General features: G+C 53.6%; 17 protein-coding genes and 2 pseudogenes. 10 read left to right on the top strand and 9 right to left on the bottom strand.

Annotated features, from left to right (window positions below; translation table 11 throughout):
• The first annotated feature begins 178 nt into the window (after window positions 1–178).
• Window positions 179–730: a GNAT family N-acetyltransferase gene (locus KRAC_RS29985; RefSeq protein WP_007913839.1), complete on the top strand. Its 552-nt coding sequence runs from the start codon at window positions 179–181 to the stop codon at window positions 728–730.
• Between the two features lie 33 nt (window positions 731–763).
• Here the strand turns inward: KRAC_RS29985 and KRAC_RS66645 are convergent, their stop codons facing one another.
• The 3 genes and pseudogenes from KRAC_RS66645 to KRAC_RS29965 all read right to left on the bottom strand — a co-directional run bounded on the left by KRAC_RS66645 (window position 764) and on the right by KRAC_RS29965 (window position 3,213).
• A complete protein-coding gene (locus tag KRAC_RS66645) occupies window positions 764–1,552 on the bottom strand; it encodes an RNA-guided endonuclease TnpB family protein (protein WP_075164414.1) in 789 nt (262 codons plus the stop codon).
• Between the two features lie 39 nt (window positions 1,553–1,591).
• A pseudogene (locus tag KRAC_RS71810) lies at window positions 1,592–2,716 on the bottom strand (IS630 family transposase).
• 38 nt (window positions 2,717–2,754) lie between these two features.
• Window positions 2,755–3,213, bottom strand: coding sequence for a hypothetical protein (locus tag KRAC_RS29965; RefSeq protein WP_040445331.1), 459 nt, complete (start codon window positions 3,211–3,213; stop codon window positions 2,755–2,757).
• Window positions 3,214–3,290: 77 nt separating this feature from the next.
• Here KRAC_RS29965 and tnpA point away from each other — a divergent pair.
• Window positions 3,291–3,636, top strand: a pseudogene (gene tnpA / locus KRAC_RS79750) (IS200/IS605 family transposase); the annotation flags it as partial.
• A gap of 190 nt (window positions 3,637–3,826) precedes the next feature.
• Here tnpA and KRAC_RS29955 read toward each other — a convergent pair.
• On the bottom strand, window positions 3,827–5,092 hold the full coding sequence (locus KRAC_RS29955) for an MFS transporter (RefSeq protein ID WP_007913835.1): 1,266 nt from the start codon (window positions 5,090–5,092) through the stop codon (window positions 3,827–3,829).
• Between the two features lie 238 nt (window positions 5,093–5,330).
• Between KRAC_RS29955 and KRAC_RS29950 the strand changes: the two genes are divergently transcribed.
• Window positions 5,331–5,651, top strand: coding sequence for an EthD family reductase (locus tag KRAC_RS29950; RefSeq protein WP_007913833.1), 321 nt, complete (start codon window positions 5,331–5,333; stop codon window positions 5,649–5,651).
• An 88-nt stretch (window positions 5,652–5,739) separates the two neighbouring features.
• On the opposite strand, the gene KRAC_RS29945 is transcribed toward KRAC_RS29950, so the two are convergent.
• Window positions 5,740–7,602: a sensor histidine kinase gene (locus KRAC_RS29945; RefSeq protein WP_007913830.1), complete on the bottom strand. Its 1,863-nt coding sequence runs from the start codon at window positions 7,600–7,602 to the stop codon at window positions 5,740–5,742.
• Window positions 7,603–7,911: 309 nt separating this feature from the next.
• Window positions 7,912–8,679 (bottom strand): MBL fold metallo-hydrolase, encoded by a 768-nt coding sequence (locus KRAC_RS29940; protein ID WP_007913828.1) that lies wholly within the window; start codon window positions 8,677–8,679, stop codon window positions 7,912–7,914.
• 173 nt (window positions 8,680–8,852) lie between these two features.
• Between KRAC_RS29940 and KRAC_RS29935 the strand changes: the two genes are divergently transcribed.
• Window positions 8,853–9,278, top strand: a complete 426-nt coding sequence (locus tag KRAC_RS29935; RefSeq protein ID WP_052568702.1) for a winged helix-turn-helix transcriptional regulator — start codon at window positions 8,853–8,855, stop codon at window positions 9,276–9,278.
• Window positions 9,279–9,525: 247 nt separating this feature from the next.
• Complete coding sequence (locus KRAC_RS29930) at window positions 9,526–10,314, top strand: SDR family NAD(P)-dependent oxidoreductase (RefSeq protein ID WP_007913825.1); 789 nt, start codon at window positions 9,526–9,528, stop codon at window positions 10,312–10,314.
• A 12-nt stretch (window positions 10,315–10,326) separates the two neighbouring features.
• Here the strand turns inward: KRAC_RS29930 and KRAC_RS62810 are convergent, their stop codons facing one another.
• Entirely contained in the window at window positions 10,327–11,019 is a 693-nt protein-coding gene (locus tag KRAC_RS62810; protein WP_007913823.1) for a hypothetical protein, read from the bottom strand.
• Window positions 11,020–11,354: 335 nt separating this feature from the next.
• On the opposite strand from KRAC_RS62810, the gene KRAC_RS29920 reads away from it, so the two are divergent.
• Window positions 11,355–11,723: a hypothetical protein gene (locus KRAC_RS29920; protein WP_007913822.1), complete on the top strand. Its 369-nt coding sequence runs from the start codon at window positions 11,355–11,357 to the stop codon at window positions 11,721–11,723.
• 81 nt (window positions 11,724–11,804) lie between these two features.
• Here the strand turns inward: KRAC_RS29920 and KRAC_RS29915 are convergent, their stop codons facing one another.
• Window positions 11,805–12,614 carry a class I SAM-dependent methyltransferase gene (locus tag KRAC_RS29915; RefSeq protein WP_007913819.1) on the bottom strand — a complete coding sequence of 270 codons (810 nt, stop codon included), beginning with the start codon at window positions 12,612–12,614 and terminating at the stop codon, window positions 11,805–11,807.
• Between the two features lie 648 nt (window positions 12,615–13,262).
• Here KRAC_RS29915 and KRAC_RS29910 point away from each other — a divergent pair.
• Together KRAC_RS29910 and KRAC_RS62805 are read left to right on the top strand one after the other, a co-directional pair.
• Window positions 13,263–14,441, top strand: coding sequence for an MFS transporter (locus KRAC_RS29910; protein WP_007913817.1), 1,179 nt, complete (start codon window positions 13,263–13,265; stop codon window positions 14,439–14,441).
• Window positions 14,442–14,834: 393 nt separating this feature from the next.
• Window positions 14,835–15,878, top strand: a complete 1,044-nt coding sequence (locus KRAC_RS62805; protein ID WP_169460963.1) for an RICIN domain-containing protein — start codon at window positions 14,835–14,837, stop codon at window positions 15,876–15,878.
• 226 nt (window positions 15,879–16,104) lie between these two features.
• Here KRAC_RS62805 and KRAC_RS29900 read toward each other — a convergent pair whose 3' ends face one another.
• On the bottom strand, window positions 16,105–17,088 hold the full coding sequence (locus tag KRAC_RS29900) for an aldo/keto reductase (protein ID WP_007913813.1): 984 nt from the start codon (window positions 17,086–17,088) through the stop codon (window positions 16,105–16,107).
• A gap of 395 nt (window positions 17,089–17,483) precedes the next feature.
• Between KRAC_RS29900 and KRAC_RS29895 the strand changes: the two genes are divergently transcribed.
• On the top strand, window positions 17,484–17,735 hold the full coding sequence (locus tag KRAC_RS29895) for a hypothetical protein (protein WP_040445323.1): 252 nt from the start codon (window positions 17,484–17,486) through the stop codon (window positions 17,733–17,735).
• Window positions 17,719–18,666: an AraC family transcriptional regulator gene (locus KRAC_RS29890; protein ID WP_007913810.1), complete on the top strand. Its 948-nt coding sequence runs from the start codon at window positions 17,719–17,721 to the stop codon at window positions 18,664–18,666. Before KRAC_RS29895 ends, KRAC_RS29890 begins: the two co-directional genes overlap by 17 nt.
• The last annotated feature ends 109 nt before the right edge of the window (window positions 18,667–18,775 follow it).

The following is an 18,775-nucleotide window of genomic DNA, read 5'->3' as shown; positions in this document are numbered from 1 at the left end:
CATGGACTCTACTTATAGTGCTTATTGCAAAGGGGCGCTATCAGTGCTACCCTGAAGCAATGCACTGTATTTGGATTAGCTAACCCTCTAGTACAAATTATTTTTGGTGAGTCGTATGGTCGAGGAGTCAAGCAAACACCTTGCTCATGGTCTGGCTATATAGATAAAAAGGAAAAGAATGAGTAAACTCTCTCTCTGTATTCGTGTGGATGATGAAATCGAATTACGCTTGAATGAGCAGCGGTATGTGAATGAGTATCATGCCCTGGTGGTGCGCAACATCAAGCACTTGCGGGAGTGGATGTCCTGGGCGGCCTTCAAGCAGACGCCTGAAGTCATAAGTTCATATATGCGAGGCAGTATGCAGCAGTTCGCGGGTGGAGTAGGGCTGCCAACCAATCTCTGGTACCGGGGACAAATGGTTGGTTCAATCGGTTTCCCCAGGATGAGCTGGGAGACGCGTGTGGCGGAGATTGGCTACTGGCTGGATAAAGATATGCAGGGCAAGGGAATCATTACCAGGGCCACAAAGGCGCTTACCACCTATGCCTTCGAGGAGTATGGCCTCAACAAAGTCGAAATTCATGCCGCCGCTGGTAACAAGAAGAGCCGAGCCGTGCCAGAGAGGCTGGGCTTCACACAGGAGGGAATCCTGCGCCAGGCCGAATGGCTCAATGGCAAGGCCCATGACATGATTGTGTATGGCATGCTCGTGGACGCGTGGAAGTAGTGACACTCCACGTCCCGTTTACGGGACGGGCTTCTAAGCCACGTCACCGGTTTGGCCTGTCTCCGAGGAGACCGTATCCGCGATACGTGGTTGGGCCGGTTCCTTGCTTAGACAACGTTGGGGCGTGTCTGCCCTCCTACTACTTCGCCTGGACGAGCCAGGTGGACGTAGATACGTGAAGGATTGAGGAAACTTCACTTGAAAACCAAAGCTAAGTTGATGCATATTGACCGAACCCACCAGGTCCCGATGCCCGGAAAACTGGCAGTGTCGGCACACCCAATTTCTTCCCTTGGGCTTGTGTCTATGCCCACATACAGGACACTGGCTCGATGTTCCTCGTTCCGAGCCGGTGAAGCTCATGATGTGAGCAGCCTTGCTTTTGTGCGTGAGATAGTCAATGTCCCTGCCATACTCCCACAAGGCCAGACGCTGATTGTGGTGTCTGCCACTCTTCTTGTCACGAACGCTATGAGGATTGCCGATGAAGAGGGTCCCAACCTGGTGCTCAACACAGAAGTTGATGACGTTGCGAGTCGCTTTGTGTCGCAGGTCGCGAATGCGTCGCTCGGCTCGTCGGCATTGTTTGTTCTTGGCGCGTTGCAATTTTTTCCAACGACGAGAAGACTTCTTGCATCGGGATTGCTTCTTGGCAAGCTGGCCCAGTTGCTTCGTTCGCTGGCGTTTGAGCGAACGGATGCCACGTCCGGTGACGATCATGGCCTTGCCTGTGTTCGTCGTGACGGCTGCCAGGTGGATCTCGCCCAAATCGACGGTGGCTTGGACGGTGCCTGGAGCCTCCTCGGCCTGTGGGATCTGCACACAGACATGCAGTTCAAACCCATGGTTCCAGACTAGTAGTCAGTCCAGTTTGATTTTTGGCGAGGGGTACAAATCATGCATCTGAGCACGAGCATCAGCACAGGTAAAGCGCCAATGGATCTGGCAGCGTTGTGCATTGCGTTCGCTGGCCAGGGCCTCAATGTGCTGCCACAGATGTTCAAAGCTTTTGACCCGTTTGGACAAACAGCCCCGCTCAAAGATGCTGATCTCGATCTCGGCCATATTGAGCCAACTCCCATGCTTGGGGGTATAATGCACTTCCAGCCGTTTCCAGATGCGCTGGGCTTCCTCGGGAGGGAACGCCTCGTAGAGGCTGCCCACCGTATGAGTGTTGAGGTTGTCCATGACCAGGCGAATGACGCGAGCATCAGGATAGACCTCATCCACCAGCCAGCGGATCGTCTGGGCTCGCATCTAGCCTGGTGCGCTGGTCGGTCATCTCGACACAACGGCGACCAGCCAGGGGCTCGACGAACACAAACAGATTGGCGGTCCCCAACCGCTCATATTCGTAATCAGAACGTTGGGGAGATCCCGGTTTCACGGGCAGAGGCTCACGAACCTCTCCATGGACCACCAGCGGCTTCTCGTCAAAACAGACCAAAGGTGCTTCTGGATCATACGGCTGGGCGTACAAATCCAGCACATCTTCCATGGCTGCCACAAAGGGAGCATCGACGTTTGGAATGCACCAGTGCTCGTGCTGCCACGGTTTCAACGTGTTTTTTTGAGTAACTGGCGCACGGTTTCCGGCGAGATCCTTCGGACATATCCCAATTCGACGGCCTGGCCTGCCAGCATGCGCACCGTCCAGTGGTCATGCCCATCAGGAACCTTGCTACACGCAATGGCAAAGAGATGGGCAGCTTGCTCATCCGCCAGTGCCTGGCGTCGGCGCTCTTGCCGTTTGTCGGTTAGCACTGCTTCGACGCCTCCCGCACGAAAGCGCTGGCGAATGTTGCGGATTGTCTGCTCCGAGATGTCGAAAGCCTGGGCGATTTCGGCATCCGTCCAGCCTGTATCGCTTTTTAACAGCACTCTCGCCCGTGTGAGGGTTCGCGCATTGGCTTTGCCACGTCGCACAAACACCTGCACGTGGTCTCGTTCGTCTTCGCTGAGGTGCATCGGAGCTGGTCGTCCCATGAGATCTTCTCCCGTTTTTCCTCAGCATACCATAAATTTCAATCTGGACTGACTACTAGGGTACATGCCCCGCTGTTTTCTGGAAGCTCGATGGGCAGGACGAGAGATGGGCGCCCTCTGCCCATGGGCAAGACCACCCGCCCGCGCTCTTTGCAGACAGCTTGCGAAGCCCATTTGACTGGGAAGAAGCGTTTAGTGCGCCAGGGGTACTTCATCTGCATATGGGGATGACTTTGACGAAGCTGGTGTGTCGTCTCAATGTTGGCAAGGAAGACGGCGACGATCATCTGAACCGATTGGCTATGCAGGGCAAAGCGGCCTTTGGTGGCCTTTTGCAACGCATCACGACTAGGCCATTGTGCATGGGTGAGGCGAGCCGCTTTGTGGGCCTCCATACACGCGTTCCAGACCTGCGCGGCCTCCACTTGGGCAGCTTTGCAGCGTTGGAATTGCCTGAGCGACAGGTGATTCAGTTGATATATTTTCACCGTTTTCATGGTAGAATCCTACCATGAATGAAAGTGGTTTATAAGCAGGTAAAACCAGATATACCCACTATTCGCTTGCTTATCATCTGGTATGGCTTCCAAAGTACCGACGCCGTATTCTCACAGGGGAGGTACAAAAAGAGACGAAACGGTTGATAGAGGAGTGCTGCCAGCGGCAAGGACTCACGTTGCTTGCACTGGAGACGGACGAAGACCACATTCACGTGTTTGTGAGCGCTCCACCACGTGCGCAGCCCGGCATTGATAGCGAATGTGCTCAAAGGGTACTCATCGCGCTCCTTGCGCGAGCAGTTCCCCAAACTCAAAAAGATGTGTGGAAAGGAACATCTTTGAACAAGCAGCTATTATGTGGGCACAACAGGCAACGTGTCGACAGAGGTCATCAAGCGGTACATACAGGAGTGTCAGGAAAAAAATTCTTGGGTGCCCTACCATCCTCTCCACCAAACAAGGAACGGTGTTTTCATCCCTCCTCCTCAACTGGGAGGGACTTCCCGCACCGGTTGTAGAAAGAGGCGTGTAGGTAGGGAATGGGACATTGTTCCATTCCTTACCTACACACCTCTTTTCGAAGGCACGTGTTAGCGGCCCAGGAAACGCGTTACCCAACTTGCGTGTCTTCTTCCAGGGTCATCTCTGTCTCGCTTAGGGAGCCTGCCTGGCGAATATCTTTGTTCAGGGTGGTCAGCAGAGCGAGCACGAACAGGTAGGCCGAGAAGCTATACACGGTGTTAATGGGACCAAACAACTGGAGCATGATGCCCGCGATGGCTGCTCCCAGCGATATGGCACCAACCGTCAGCAGGCGAATGCTGCTGGTGACACGGCCGAAAATACTGTCGGGAATGATCGAGGCCCGGTAACTCAACTGGGTGACGTCGAAAATGACGAGGGCGAAGCTCATCAGGGCGCCAATAAGCCCGAGTAGAAAGATATTGGGGGCGAGCGCGTAGAGCGGAAAGAGGAGCGCGGCAACCCACCCAAGGCCGATAGTGATGTGGGTAAAGCTCAGGCGTCGTTGTAGAGGTTCGATCAAGAAGGAGGCCGCGATCCCTCCCAGGGCATCAATGGTAAAGATAATGCCGATCTCAAAGGCAGAGGCATGTAAGTTCTGTGCGAGCATAATCAGGATGAGTGTGCTCCCTCCATAGGCGATATTGCCCGCGCTGACGCGAAAGGCCAGGAAGCGCACCAGTGGTTGCCGCCAGATCCAGGCAACGCCCTCCTGAATTTCCTGGCGAAAGTTGCGTTGCGTCGTCTGCCGGACCTGCTGAAACTGTGTCCTGATCGTGGAGAGCGAGAGAACGGAAATAAGATAGGAGAGGGCGTTCAGCAGAAAGGGCAGGGCTGCGTAGAAGGCGTAGAGCAGGCCTCCCAGGGGGGCGCCGATGATACCTGTGGCAATGGAGGTTGCGTAATTCTGTCCCATAGCAGCAGGCAAGTGCTCCTTGCTAACAACATTGGGCAGCGAGGCCGTTTCGGCCAGGGTGAAGAAGGTTGCCAGGGCGCCACAGACCAGGGCCATAAGATAGATGTGGGGCATGCTCAGGTGCCTCAGCCAGTAGGCCAGGAAGACGCTTCCCGCCGCCAGCGCCCGCCCGATATCACAAATGATCATCACACGCTTACGGTCCCAGCGGTCAATCAGTACGCCAGCAGGCAGGCTCAGAAAAGGAAAGGGAAGCTTTTGCAGCGTCGCCACGATGCCGGCCTGAGCGGGTGAGTGCGTTAGCGCCAGGATGAGCAAGGGGAGAGGGACATCTTGCAGCACATCTCCCAGAGATGATAAGCCCTGCCCGCTCCACAGCAAGAGGTAGTCGCGGTTCCGCCAGGGGGCATCCTGTTTTTTTGGGGTGTTTGATTGCATCTAGTGCACAATATTTTCGGTTACCTGATTCTTTTAGGCACCAATCTTTCGGTGCACCACTATAATACCTACTTCACGTACTAAATGCAAATATGTAAAGAATTTCCAGGTCCAGGAAGTAAAGTAGCTCTTGCATCCAAAGTGAGCAAGCTACAAGAAGTTTTTTGGCCTATAACAGTATATACTAAGTTGTGGAAATATGCGTTTATATCTACAAAAGTTGTAGAAGGAGAATTTTATGTTTTGTGCATCAGTTGCTTATCCAAATCAGCAAGGCGGCTCTTTTGATTTTGAGTATTTTGCATACAAACACGTCCCTCTGTTTGTTCGTTTTCTTGGCAAGAACTGTGTAAAATTCGAGGTTCATAAGAGCTTGAATGCACCTGGCGCGCCAGCCTCACAATTTCTTGCTGTGGCATATTTCTGGGTAAAGTCGGGTGAAGAATTTGGAGTGGCGCTGGCTCAACACAGCCAAGAGATATATTCAGATATTCCAAAATTTACTGATATTGAGCCTGTCCGGCAGTGGAGCGAGGTCGTGCAAGCAGCAGAGGCCTGACAATGTGCAGCTTTACACGTGGGGAGAAGTTTACTGCTTACAGTAGTGGTGCTCACAAAGATTGAGCCACATGGCAGAGAAGCTTGTGTTACTCTCCCAGAGACGGGATGGTAAACCAGAACGTGGCTCCCTGACCAGGAGCACTCTCTACCCCAACGCTCCCCTGATGCCGTTCAATGAACACCTGGCACAAATAGAGGGCCAATCCGAAGCTCAGATCCAGTTCATGTTGGACTGCATTGCCTTTGGCACGATAGAAGCGTTCCCAAATATGATCGAGCTCTTCTCTTGCAATGCCCGACCCCTCGTTATGGACTGAGACACGGGTGCGCGCTTCCTCAATCCCTAACTGCACCACCACAGGCCGTCCTGGGGGAGAATAGGTGAGCGCATTCGTCAGGTAGGTATTGAGAACGTGCTTGATTCGCCCGGCATCGGCGATGATGAGCACCCTTTGTTCCGGAGAAGGAATATCCAGCACGATGGTGCGCCCTGGCGCAGCTTGTTGCTGCCTGGCTACCACCTCTCTCAGCAGTATGAGCAGATCCTCAGGGTTCAAGGACAACGTGAGCGTATGGGTCTGGATACGCGCATCATCGATTAAGTCATTGATGATACGCTGCTGAAGCCGGGCACTCTGCGACGCAGCTGCTAAGGGGCGCTGAACATGGGCAATGGGTTCACGGATCTGAGCAGACGGAGGAGCGAGCTGCTTTTCTAAGGTCTCCAATCGGCGCTGCGCTAATTGCAGATTGCCCATGATCCCCGTCAGCGGAGTGCGCAGTTCATGCGTGGCCAGGGTCAGAAATTCGCCAGCCAGGCGACTCACTTCCTGCTGGGCAAGTGCTTTCTTCTGTTTCTCTCCCTGCGCGTAAAAACAGTGAATGCCCTCAATGAGCAGCATGGTCTGCGCGGTGACGGCTTTCGCCAGCGCGATCTCCTCTGGCGTGTACTCCCCCTCAGAAGTCGCTTTGATGACAATCAGCAGCCCAACCCACTGCTGCTCCAGAAACAGAGGAAGGAACAGGGTGGTCTCGGAACCAGGAGACGGGGGGTGAGGATACGCCGGAAAAGGCAGTTGTTTCCCGAGATATTCAATGATGCGCAAATGATCAGTTATCACCTCCTGATTGGCGCGGAGGCGAGCGAGTGCCGAGTAGTCAAGCATTTCTAAGGGATGGAAGCGTCCCCCAATTTCTCGCCAGTGCTGTTCTTGTTCAGCGGTAAAGCCAGTTCCTGCAACAAAATACAGATGGCCGGTTCGATGGCCAAAAGCGAGCATTTTCACTCGGAGACAATCCAGGACAGACTGGACGACATCCACCACCTGCTGGGCCACGAAGAGCACCGGAGGCGAGAGGAGGAAGGTTTCTTCTGGCAAGACGCAATCCATCTGCTCGGGAAGCTGCGCGATCGCGGTGAGCAGGTCCAACATGGCCTCGTGGACCCGTTGGAGATGGAAGATTTCAGGACAATAATGGAAGACCGAGATGGTTTCTTCCGGGTCGCGCCCGTGAGCACCCACGGGAAAGGAACGAACCGTAACCGAGATCTTGCGCCCCGAAGGCAGATGCAGCAGCATCTGGGCTGGCGAATAGGCTCCTGTTTCCCCAGCAAGGGCGAGATTCGTGAGCCATTGCTCTCTCGAAACGGATGGTAGCTGCTCATCGGAGCGGATGTAGGAGGTGAGAAACTGCTGATAGTTTCTTCCCTGGCATTGGGTCTCGGAACCCACTTCAAAGAGCGCGCGAGCAGCGGCATTGATCCGGACAATGCTCTGGTGGCGATCGCACGCAATGAGACCCTCCGGGAAAAGCTCCCAGATGGCTTCCATTTGGTTGAACTGTTTGTGTGCTCTCCTCAAAGGACGAGCGTAAGGAATGGGCTTCCCTCCAGGCATTCCACCTTGTTTCGGTTTGTGTGGTATGACATGGTGCGATCTTTTCCCCACCCTCAAAACTCCTTTTAACAATGCACCATCGCTCTCCAAGCTGAGAAAAAGAGCATCCGACTAAAGTTATTGTATGCTTCGTAGAGAAGAGATGCAATCTCATCACACGGAGATTGTCAGGGCGAGCACGCTGGTTTGAAAGACAGGCTGAATAAATAATGAGGTGGCTCCATCTTGGTGAACACCGTTGTAAATGCTTTGAAGCTTTGGTGTCTGTAATTGGTAGCGTGGTTAGTGGTGTAACCAGCAAGTTATTGAAGTTATGGTGGTTACACCACTAAATTTACCTTTTTATCAGGCACGCTGTGTTCAGAAGGTAATGGTCTCACCATCTTGAGGAATGGATACCTGTTTCTTCAGCCCTTCTTGCTCTAATTTGGCTCTCAATGCAGCACGTGTGAGGCGACAGTGATTGATTGTTTCCATGTGTACCGCTATGATGTTTGCCTCGGGAATGCTTTGACGTACCTGGCACACGTCGTTCTCATCCATGGTGATGGGGCCGCCGCCAGTGACAAAGGTTGGAGCACCAGCGTTGAGCACGACCACATCTGGTTTGTGCTGTGTGAGGACCTGTTCAACCTCTGAGCACCAGATTGTATCGCCCGCAATATAGAGTGCTGGCTCTCCCTCGGCTTTCAATACAACGCCAGAGACGGGACCCATCATTTTACCTAGCTCGCCTGTTCCGTGTTGCCCGCCAGTGCAGTCGATCTCCAGTCCACGCCATGTCAAGTGTTCACTTATCGGCAGAACCTGAGTGAAGCCTGCCTGTTCTAGCTTAGCCTGGTCTGCTGGCTGGCAGAGTAGAGGCAGGTCTTTGGGTAGCAGAGCCTGTGCGGCTGGATCCCAGTGGTCGCGATGCGTATGGGTTATTAAAACAGCATCCAGACTGGAAATTACCTGCTGCAACTCCTCATCGGAGAGTGGTAGCGGCACCATCGGGTTGCGTATCTGGTTGCCTGCGTTGGGAATGGGATCTATGGCCCCCTGAGGGCTGAGCATTGGATCGACCAGGATCTTGAGATTATGAATGGTCAGCACCAGGGTAGCGTGGCGCAGAAAGTGAATTTGCATTATGTTCCTCTTCTTCAGGTTAATCTATCTAACGAAATCTATCGTTTAGCTGCTCTTGTGATAAAATAATAGGACATTTCAAGCCCTCTGTACACAAAATATGGAAAGTAAGCGAACCTTTTGCTTTCCCTTTGTAAGGAAAGAGAGCATGGTTGCTAAACAGTTGTTATGGGATGATTATGGATACAACGGATATTGCTATTGTTCAGGCTTTGCGAGAAGATAGCCGCCTATCTATGCGTAAGCTTGCTGCGGTGGTTCATATGAGTGCGCCAGCCATGGCTGAGCGTGTGCGTCGCCTGGAAGAAGAGGGGATAATTACCGGGTACACTATTCGTGTGGATGAGCAGAAAATCGCTCCCAGGATGCTAGCGTATGTAAATGTGCATATGAAAACAAATCATCACCAGAGCTTTCTCCAGGTTATCGCGGGCAGGGAAGAGGTACGTGAGTGCCATCGTATTGCTGGAGGGAATGTCTATTATCTGTTGAAACTGGAAGTGATCAATCAAGGCACGCTCAATGAATTTTTAGATATCCTACTCCCCTATGCCAATTATAGCCTCAATGTTGTTATTGCCTCGACCATCAAACCATAGCGGTAGTTTTCCCCCTCTCTATTTAGTTAAAGTAATGCCTTGTCTTCTCTCGCCTGCGGTGCTCGCCCTGAATAGTGATGTGGTGCAGAATGGCAGCCACAGGCTGCTATTCTGCACCACATCACTACTCTAGAAAAAGGCTCTAGTCACATAATTGTAAGTGCTTCGTAAACACTGTTCATGGGCCGTTCCTGGCGCCTGTATACTGAACGTAGTCCGTCTATATAGAGAGATTGGAGTTTGGGTGATGGATTTACAGTTGAAAGACAAAAAGGCGCTTGTGACGGGTTCGTCAATGGGGATCGGCAAGGCTATCGCAGCCGCTCTCGCCCGCGAAGGGGCCTTTGTTATTCTTAATGGACGCTCAGAGCAAAATGTGCAGAAGTCCTTGCAGGAGCTTCAGGCCAGTATTCCACAGGGACAGTTCGCGACTATCGTGGCCGATCTGGGTACGAATGAAGGCTGTCAGCAGGCTATTCAAGAACAGCCAGAGATCGATATTCTGGTAAACAACCTGGGAATCTTTGAAGCATCGGACTTCTTCGAGACCAGCGATGAGCAGTGGCAGAAGATCTTTGATATAAATATTATGAGCGGAGTTCGCCTCTGCCGCCACTATCTCAAGCGCATGATGGAGAAACGCTGGGGGCGCATTGTCTTTATATCCAGCGAGTCTGGTGTCTCGCCCGCGCCCGAGATGGCTCACTATAGCGCAACCAAAACCATGCAGCTAGCGATCGCTCGTAGCCTGGCCGAGATCGCCAAAGGCACGAATGTGACGGTCAATAGCGTTTTGCCGGGTCCAACGAGGACCGAGGGGGTTAGTGAATTTATTCATTCACTGTTCCCTGGCGAGAAACCAGAGGTGGCCGAGCGCAAATTTATGCAGGAGAATCGCCCTACATCGCTGATCGAGCGCCTGATTCAGCCTGAAGAAGTGGCGGCGCTGGTCACCCTGATCTGTAGCCCGCTTGCTGGGATCGTCGATGGAGCCGCGCTACGCGCGGAAGGCGGTCTGGTACGCAGCGTCTTCTAAGTTTTGGATCGGCTACTCTTTTGTTCGCCTAAAGTATTCGATGAGATATGGATCGAAGTGTCTCTCAACCAGTTCCGTCATTTCCTCACTGGAGCGGCTTCCGTCTACCTCGACGACTGGGAGCGAGAAGGCTTCCGCCTGCTGCTTGACATACCGCGCAAGCTGGCAGTCGCGGGCGATGAGGTTGCGCAGGCGTTGCTCAGGGTTGTTGCCCTCGTTATAGACGCCATGCCGCTTCTGTCGCCTGCTCAGTTCGGCCTGCTTGCGGCGTCGAGCCTGGTCGCAGAAGGTATCGGTGGGAACCAGCCAGATCGCTTGCTGGGGACTGGAGAGATAGGGAGCGACGCACTCTGGAAAGAAGTTTCCTTCGGCAACAATAAAGTTCTCTCTGGGTAGAGCCAGGAGATCCTCGATGACCAGCGCGAAGTTCCTGGTCCACGATTCAATGGTTTCCTGAAACACCTCTTCGACTGAGCGCTGTACCCAGCGCTGGTCCATGCTCATACTTAGAAACTTCTGTGCCTCAACGTCGCCAGCGGCTATGCGTCGCGCAAAATGATGGCTTGCAAGCGCGTCGACATGATAATCGAGGAAGACATAGATCCGGGTGATAGTATGGCTGATCGTGGATTTTCCTGAGCAGGGGGAGCCGGCAATCCATAGAACATGCGAGAGCGCCTGGGCAATGTCGCTTTGTGCTGGCATCAAGTATCTCCTCTCTGGATAACAGTCTATAGCCTTTGTAGAGAGTATACATAAGTATTTGTGCAAAAACATTGTCCAAATGGCGGATGTATATTCTTGACGTATCTTGTACAATAAGGGAGGATGGCCAAATGCCCGGCGTGTACGTCAGTAGCGCCGGGCTAGTTGTTCTTCGCTGGTGTTATTTCTGTCCAATTTCTTGTTTAGAAGGCAAGTGGGAAGTAATTTGCGTGTGAAGGGGTTATATAGGGTGGAGCGCTTTCCAGTCTGCTAACTTTAGATTGATTTTCCACTGTCTCTCGGGTCGGTGTAGTTTGTAAGAAGTGAGGTTTTGCATGTCTTTTTCGTCTCCTCTCCAGTCACAGACATCCTCTGTATCAGCCGATGCGCTGCAAGCCTTGCCGCGCTCTCTGGCCCAGGTCGCGCCTTCAACACTGCTTTCTCAGTTACAAATAGAGGAAGCTATTTCTGAAGAGAAGGGGGCGCTTGCCGAACGTGTTACCTTGCAGCTTACGGCAGATGTGAGCGTTGGGCTTTTGGGAACGGATGTGCCAATCTTAAGCGAGAGCTTATTTCTGGCGACAGGAACGGTCGAGGTGCTGGCAAGCTTCTGCGGACAGTTCCTTGAGTTTCGCTACAACCGTCTCTCTGGCTCAGGCGAGGAGTATCCCATGCGCCTGCTCCTGCATGGAGCCGCGCTTTAAGATAGAAGTTTATGATGTATGGAGCCAGGTTGGCTTTGCTAACCTGGCTCCATACATCATGATTTGATGAGGCACGTTGTGTTACCTGGTTGGAAGTTTGCGTGCGCGCAGCCCCATAAACAGGGGAATTTCCTGGTAGGCTCTGTTCTCCGCCCTGGCGTGTGGCCCGCTGGATGTCTTATAGGTACATAGCTCGCGCATCTGATCAAGCACGAGACCACTGGAGGCGAGATCATTAATGTATTGTTGCAGGGGGCGATGAAAGCAGAGGCTCTGTCCCTGGCGCCCATTGGCGTATTCCTTCATGGGAACGGCCAGCGGGGTCAGATAGCGATCAATGCGCCGATATTGTAGTTGGCGTTCCTCCTGCCAGCCCCAGCCACTTTGACGCGGCACACGAAAACAGGGGTGAATCATCACAATTACGAGTCTCCCACCACCACGTAAAGCCCAGGCCGCCCCCTCTAATACTGAACTCAGAGGGTCCATATCCTGGATGCTGAGCAGAAAGACTATGCCATCAAAGGTCGCCTGTTCTATCCCTGAAACCTGGTCAAGGCGGCTGGCATCTCCTTGTAGGAAGGCACCTATCCGTCCATGATGTGCGCGAGCCCGCTGGAGTAGCCTTGTGCTGGCATCAATGCCTACATAGGAGGCACCCGCGCGTGTGATATGGGGCGCCAGGACGCCCTGGCCCGCGCCAATATCCAGGATGCGCTCACCGCGCCGGGGGGCCAGCAATTCCAGCGTGGCGGGGATCGCCAGCTCACGATGCAGTGTGCTGCCATCCTTGCCGACCCAGCCATCATACCATTCGGTATGTGCATCCCAACTAGTTCTTATTTTTTGCCCAGATGATGTGCCTTTGACTGCTGTTTGTCTATCTCGCACCGCTCTTTTCCTTTCGCTTGAAACCTGGGTTCTGCAAAAGAAGATAGATGTAACCACGGGGTTAGAGCACGGTGCTACGGGTCAGGAGAAACGGGGAAGAGCTATCAGGCGGATGGTGTAGGCGGTGTACGTAGAGACGAGATGTGTGTCGACTCAGGCGAATAGCGTACCACCTCAGACAGCTCTATCGGCTGCTGAGCCTGGCCCCGCTCTCCTTCGTCGGAAAGTGTCAAGCGATGTGAGGAAAAAGAGAAGAGGAATGTGATTGGAGATGTTGATGTTCAATCACTACAGGCTCTTAACAGCAGATGCGCTTCTTCTTGGCCTGTAGCATGTGTTTCCCACGATGGACATCTCCCCTTTACTAACGAAACAATCTTTTATGGGGTGTAGTATAACATAGTGCTTGCTTGAAAACAAGAGGTTAATGTGTGTGGGCGCGGACAACTGGCCTGCGGCCAGTTGTCCGCGCCCACACACATTGCTTTATAGGAGTTGTGTGGAATTGAGCTTGAGGAGTTAAGCAGCGAAAGAGGCAGGCAAGTATGCTCTTGAAATAGGGCAGGTTCGCGTGGTACAGTTGCCAGAAATCCCTGGCTTCCTGCTCTGCGGAAAGGGAGGCCATTACTAATATGAAGGAGTCGTCTTTTGTCCACACAGCCGATGGCGTTGCGAACGGCACGTTATGCTATTTCTCTTATGTTTTTCGCCAATGGGATGCTCCTGGCAAGTTGGGCGGCGCGTATCCCTACGATACAACAGCAGTTGCAGTTAGATCCAGGCCCGCTGGGTATTGCCCTCTGGGGGTTGGCGGTGGGGTCGCTCGTGGCCTTTTCCTACGTGGGATGGCTCATTGTTCACCTGGGAAGTCGTTTGACCACGACCATAGCGGCTATTGTGTGCTGTTGTAGTCTGGTGCTTCCGGCCCTCGCGCCTAATCTGCTACTCTTATGGCTCTCACTCATGCTGTTAGGTATGGGCAATAGTGTCATGGATGTGTCGATGAATGCCCAGGCCGCCTCTTTGGAAGAGAGCTATCGCAGACCAATTATGTCATCTTTTCACGGGCTCTGGAGTATTGGTGCCCTGGTTGGGGCCAGTGGCGGCAGCCTCATGGCCTGGCTCAATATTATGCCTTTGTTCCATTTCCTGCTTGTTTCTGGGCTGCTCCTTCTGGTGGTCTTGCTTGCCAGTCGCTGGCTTTTGCCAACTACAGCAAAGCCCAGCGAGAAAACGCCGGTCTTCGCGCGCCCGACAAAGGCCTTGCTGGGGCTAGGCATCATTGGCTTCTGCTCCTTTATGAGCGAAGGCGCGATGGCGGATTGGAGCGGCGTCTACCTGCATCGTTCGCTGGGTACCAGTGCGGGATTGGCCGCGCTAGCTTTTGCCGTTTACTCGCTTGCCATGACTGTTGCGCGTCTGCTGGGTGATTCTATTACAAAACGCATCGGACCAGTGCTCCATGTGCGCCTGGGAGGTCTGCTGGCAGCCCTGGGTCTGGGCCTGGCTCTGCTTTTCCAGCAGCCCATTCTAGCGCTTGTGGGCTTTGCGTGTGTGGGAGCAGGGCTTGCCTGTATGGCTCCGCTTGTCTTTAGCACCGCGAGCCGTACGCCTAACCTGGCTCCTGGCCTCGCCCTGGCCGCCGTGGCGACAATGTCCTACACCGGTTCACTGGTTGGTCCTCCTGTGATTGGCCAGGTCGCGGAACTCATATCCTTGCCTTATGCGCTTGGCCTGCTGGCACTTCTCGGCCTGGTCATTGTGCTGTTGGCTCCCACCCTTGCGCGTACTCCCCAGCATGAGGCCGAGGTCGCAGAATTAGTGTAGCTCTTTCGCTTTTTCAATGTAATACACAAACTACTTAGAAGTATGTTACTATGAAATAGGGTATCACCTATATGGCCTCTCTTCTATGCAAGAGTGGACTGTTCCTTGTATGGTTCATTCTAGTGCTCTGTTACGTTTTATTTGAAAGGTATTTATGCCGCCTGCGGCGGCACGGGAAAGGGACGCAGAGGGGCTGACGCCCTCTGCACTCCCCACTTTTCCTTTTTAAATGGTCATTGGTGACCAGGGATGGTAGTTATTTGAATGCCATCCCTGAAAGGCGCGAGAAGACACTATGAAGGTGTCTATGTCTCAAGGAGGACCCTCTTATGCTTCGTCGTTCTAGTCTCCACTTTGCTCCTCGTCTCATCGCACTTTGTATGTTTGCCCTGTTTGCCTTCCTGTAGCGGCTCCAGTAGTGCCGCTGTTACGTACAACCTCTCAAATTTCACCAGTGTAGGTGGAACTGCGACCCCCTATCAGACGACAGCGAGCACGAACCTGGCTCAATTGGCGAATATTAGCGTCTCAAACAAGTCGTTTACTGTATCGCTCCCTGGCCAATCGATTACAACGTTTGTCATTCCTAACGTAAGCTATACTGGCACAAACGCTGTGACCGAGGTTGATGACTCCGTTCAGAGCAGCGGGACCAACCAGTTCAATTATCAGGGCAGTGGTTGGGGGCATTGTACCAATTGTGGCGGCAATCTCTACAACGGCAGTGATAGTTGGGATGGACAGGCCGGCGATTCTGTCAGCCTGCAATTTACTGGCTCGCGCATCCGCCTTTATGGTGTGAAGGATACTAATGAGGGGATTGGCCTGGTCTCTTTCGATAATGGGCCAGCGCATGAAGTCGATTTCTACGCGGCCCAGAGAGCTGGCAACCAGTTCATGTGGGAAAGCCCCGCGCTGAGCTCTGGTACTCATACCTTCAAGTTGAGTGTGACCGGGCGTAAAAATCCCCAGAGTACTAACGTCTGGCCCGCGCTTGATCGTGTAGAGATTGATCCAGTGGCCACTGGTTACGTGAAGATTGTGAACCGCAATAGTGGGAAGGCTCTCGATGTGACTGGCCAATCCACCAGCGATGGAGCGTTATTGGAGCAGTGGGATTATTGGGGTGGTGCCAATCAGCAATGGCAACTGGTGGATGCTGGCGGGGGCTATGTCAAGATTGTGAGTCGCAATAGCGGCAAGCTCGTAGATGTCTCTCAGGGATCTACCGCTGATGGTGCATCAGCAATCCAGTACACGGATAACGGCGGTGCCAACCAGCAGTGGCAATTGGTGGATGTTGGTGGCGGCTATGTCAAGATCGTCAACCGCAACAGCGGTAAGGTAAGCGGCCAATCGACCAGCAATGGTGGCTCAGTCATCCAGTATACATATAATGGTGGCGCTAACCAGCAGTGGCAGGTGCTGTCTGTCTGAGTAGGTAGGTCCAGAGGGGCAACGCTTCCTCTCTTGTGAGGACACAGCCTTCCTGCTATTACGTTTGTCTTCTGAGAAACCGTCGCTTGAGGGAGGACTAGGAGGACCAGGTAACGTGGAAAAACCACGTTACCTGGTCCTCCTGGTAAATTGGGTGAATGCGAGAACGATCCTGGCGCTCGTTCTCCCGCATACTGCCCGGCTAATGGATTACATTGCTGCTTATTTACTGATGACCGACGATGGGATGGGGCACATACGACTCTTCCAGGTATGTGACCTCTTCCTGGGTCAGTTTTACGGACAGAGCGCCGACTGCATCTTCCAGATGCGTGATCTTCGTTGCCCCGATGATAGGCGCCGTCACCGGCTTCTTCTGTAACAGCCAGGCAAGCGCGATATGAACGCGCGGAACCTCATGCTTTTCCGCGATTTCCGCGACCCGCTTCACGACCTGTTGATCGGTTTCGGCTGTCGCATCGTACTTGCTTTTCGCGATTTGATCGGTTTCGGAACGAAGCGTGCTTTCCGAAGACCAGTCACGCGTCAATCTTCCGGATGCGAGCGGACTATACGGGATCACCCCGATCTTCTCCTCGCGGCAGAGCGGCAGCATCTCCCGCTCCTCCTCGCGGTAGATGAGGTTCAGGTGATCCTGCATCGAGACGAAGCGGGTCCACCCATGTTTCTCGGCGACGTGCAGCGCCTTCTGGAACTGCCACGCGAACATGGCGGAGGCACCAATATATCGGGCCTTGCCAGACCTCACCACGTCATGCAGCGCTTCCATTGTCTCCTCGATTGGGGCTTGGTAATCCCAGCGATGGATCTGGTAGAGGTCCACGTAATCCGTCCCAAGCCGCTTCAGGCTTTTGTCGATCTCGCTCAGTATCGCCTTGCGCGATAGCCCGGCGCCATTCGGTCCGTCATGCATTTTGCCGTGCACCTTGGTGGCGATGACGATCTCGTCCCGATTCGCGAAGTCCTTCAAAGCGCGTCCGAGGATCTCCTCACTCTTCCCAATGGAATAGACGTTGGCAGTATCGAAGAAATTGATCCCCAGCTCGAGGGCTTTCTTGATGATCGGCCGGCTGTTTTCTTCGTTAAGCACCCATTTGTGAGTCCAACGTTCCGCGTCCCCGAACCCCATGCAACCGAGGCAGATTCGAGACACATCCATTCCGGTGTTTCCTAGCTTCGTGTATTCCATGTGATCTTCCTTTCCTCCAGAACGAATGTGTTAGAATTCGAACCTTCCCTTATCGAGAGCCGACATTGCTGCCATTTTCTCCTGGCTCAGCTCGAATATTCTCGTTCTGTTCTATTGAGAAATGTATTATTTCTGACCTGGTTAGACCGCCCCTACTTTGACAAGTGACTTGATCGCACCAAGCTCAATGGCGCCCTTCCCCTTAAATAGTGCAGCTTTCATACTTCCTCCATCTCCTTCTCACTAGTGGTAAACCAAAATGCCATGTACGTCATACACCCTTTTTCTGAATTTCTCCACGCTGAATTGTTTTTGCTCACTCATGGTGCCTCGCGATCCCAGTTCTTGTGGTTTCCCGTGACGTGAGTGCCTGAGACATGGCGAAGAACATGTGCATGGATATTCGCATTTTTGTACAAGCCGATGAGGGCTCGACAGACCAACATATCAGTGCAGCGTTGTCATTTCTTGCAGAAGAGCCCAGCTTACGCGGCACAAGTCTAGAGGCATGTGCTCTGTCTGGAGAGTATTATAGACGCCCTCACACACAGGGTGATAGAATGATTGCGGAAAATGATTGGCAAATTCTGCAAATCTTCACGATGAGCGATGACGAAAGAAGAGGCCCCGATGGATATGAAAAATGATCAGCAGGCACAACGCGAGGCACAACGTATGCACGCCAACCGCGAGGAACTGGCTTGGCGCATTGCACAGGCCATCCGCGAAGATGGGACCCTTCAGCCGCTCACAGGGCTTCATCTCTCCCGCACCTCGGTGCCTCTCATGCGGGTTCACAGCGTTGTCGAGCCATCGGTGGCCGTGATTGCCCAGGGCAGCAAAGAGGTCCTGCTGGGTGATAACCGCTACCTCTATGACCCCTCACGCTTTCTGCTCACCACTGTCGATCTGCCCCGCGTCAGCCAGGTCCTCGAAGCATCCAAGGAGCGGCCCTACCTCGCTGTGCGCCTGGAACTCGCTCCCACCCTTGTCAGCGCGGTCATGGTTGAAGCCTCTCGCTCCTTACCTAGAGAGCGTGCCGAGGTGAGGGCTATTGATGTCAGTCCGGTGGATGGCAACCTGCTCGACGCCTTCGTGCGTCTCGTCCGGCTCCTGGATTCCCCCGATGAAGCGCAGGCCTTGATGCCGCTGATCACACGGGAGATTATCTATCGGCTCCTGATGGGAGAGCAAGGCGCTCGGCTCCGTCACCTGGTGATGGAAGGAGGCTACACTCCCCACATCGCTACAGTGGTCAAGCGACTGCGTCAAAACTTCGACCAGCCCCTTCGCATTGAGACCCTGGCGCGAGAGCTGGGCATGAGCGTCTCGAGTTTGCAACACCATTTCAAGGCTGTCACCGCGATGAGCCCCTTGCAATTTCAGAAACGGCTGCGGCTGCAGGAGGCCCGCCGTCTGATGCTGAGCGAAGCCCTCGACGCGGCGAGCGCCGCCTATCGCGTGGGGTACCAGGATGCCTCCCACTTCAATCGGGAGTACAAAAGCCTCTTTGGCGTCCCACCCATACGCGACGTGCAACGCCTGCGGGAAGGGGCTCTGCAAAGCGCAGGCCGATGAGCCAGAAGGCCCATCCGACTATCGTCCTCACGCAACAGACCACTGCCCCAGAGGGGCTGACCGTGTAAAGCAGCCTGGCAGGTTTGGGTTCCTGTTGGAGATGTCTAGA

This window comes from Ktedonobacter racemifer DSM 44963 (assembly GCF_000178855.1).
Taxonomy (GTDB): Bacteria; Chloroflexota; Ktedonobacteria; order Ktedonobacterales; family Ktedonobacteraceae; genus Ktedonobacter; species Ktedonobacter racemifer.
This window is presented reverse-complemented; position numbering and strand designations above follow the sequence as displayed.

Bases quoted from the DNA above. Each gene is read 5' to 3' on its own strand.
- KRAC_RS29890 (WP_007913810.1), top strand. From the start codon at position 17,719: ATGGATATGAAAAATGATCAGCAGGCACAACGCGAGGCACAACGTATG.
- KRAC_RS29940 (WP_007913828.1), bottom strand. From the start codon at position 8,679: ATGCAAATTCACTTTCTGCGCCACGCTACCCTGGTGCTGACCATTCAT.
- KRAC_RS29895 (WP_040445323.1), top strand. From the start codon at position 17,484: ATGGATATTCGCATTTTTGTACAAGCCGATGAGGGCTCGACAGACCAA.
- KRAC_RS29955 (WP_007913835.1), bottom strand. From the start codon at position 5,092: ATGCAATCAAACACCCCAAAAAAACAGGATGCCCCCTGGCGGAACCGC.
- KRAC_RS29920 (WP_007913822.1), top strand. From the start codon at position 11,355: ATGTCTTTTTCGTCTCCTCTCCAGTCACAGACATCCTCTGTATCAGCC.
- KRAC_RS29930 (WP_007913825.1), top strand. From the start codon at position 9,526: ATGGATTTACAGTTGAAAGACAAAAAGGCGCTTGTGACGGGTTCGTCA.
- KRAC_RS29985 (WP_007913839.1), top strand. From the start codon at position 179: ATGAGTAAACTCTCTCTCTGTATTCGTGTGGATGATGAAATCGAATTA.
- KRAC_RS29965 (WP_040445331.1), bottom strand. From the start codon at position 3,213: ATGAAAACGGTGAAAATATATCAACTGAATCACCTGTCGCTCAGGCAA.
- KRAC_RS62810 (WP_007913823.1), bottom strand. From the start codon at position 11,019: ATGCCAGCACAAAGCGACATTGCCCAGGCGCTCTCGCATGTTCTATGG.
- KRAC_RS29950 (WP_007913833.1), top strand. From the start codon at position 5,331: ATGTTTTGTGCATCAGTTGCTTATCCAAATCAGCAAGGCGGCTCTTTT.
- KRAC_RS29900 (WP_007913813.1), bottom strand. From the start codon at position 17,088: ATGGAATACACGAAGCTAGGAAACACCGGAATGGATGTGTCTCGAATC.
- KRAC_RS29935 (WP_052568702.1), top strand. From the start codon at position 8,853: ATGATTATGGATACAACGGATATTGCTATTGTTCAGGCTTTGCGAGAA.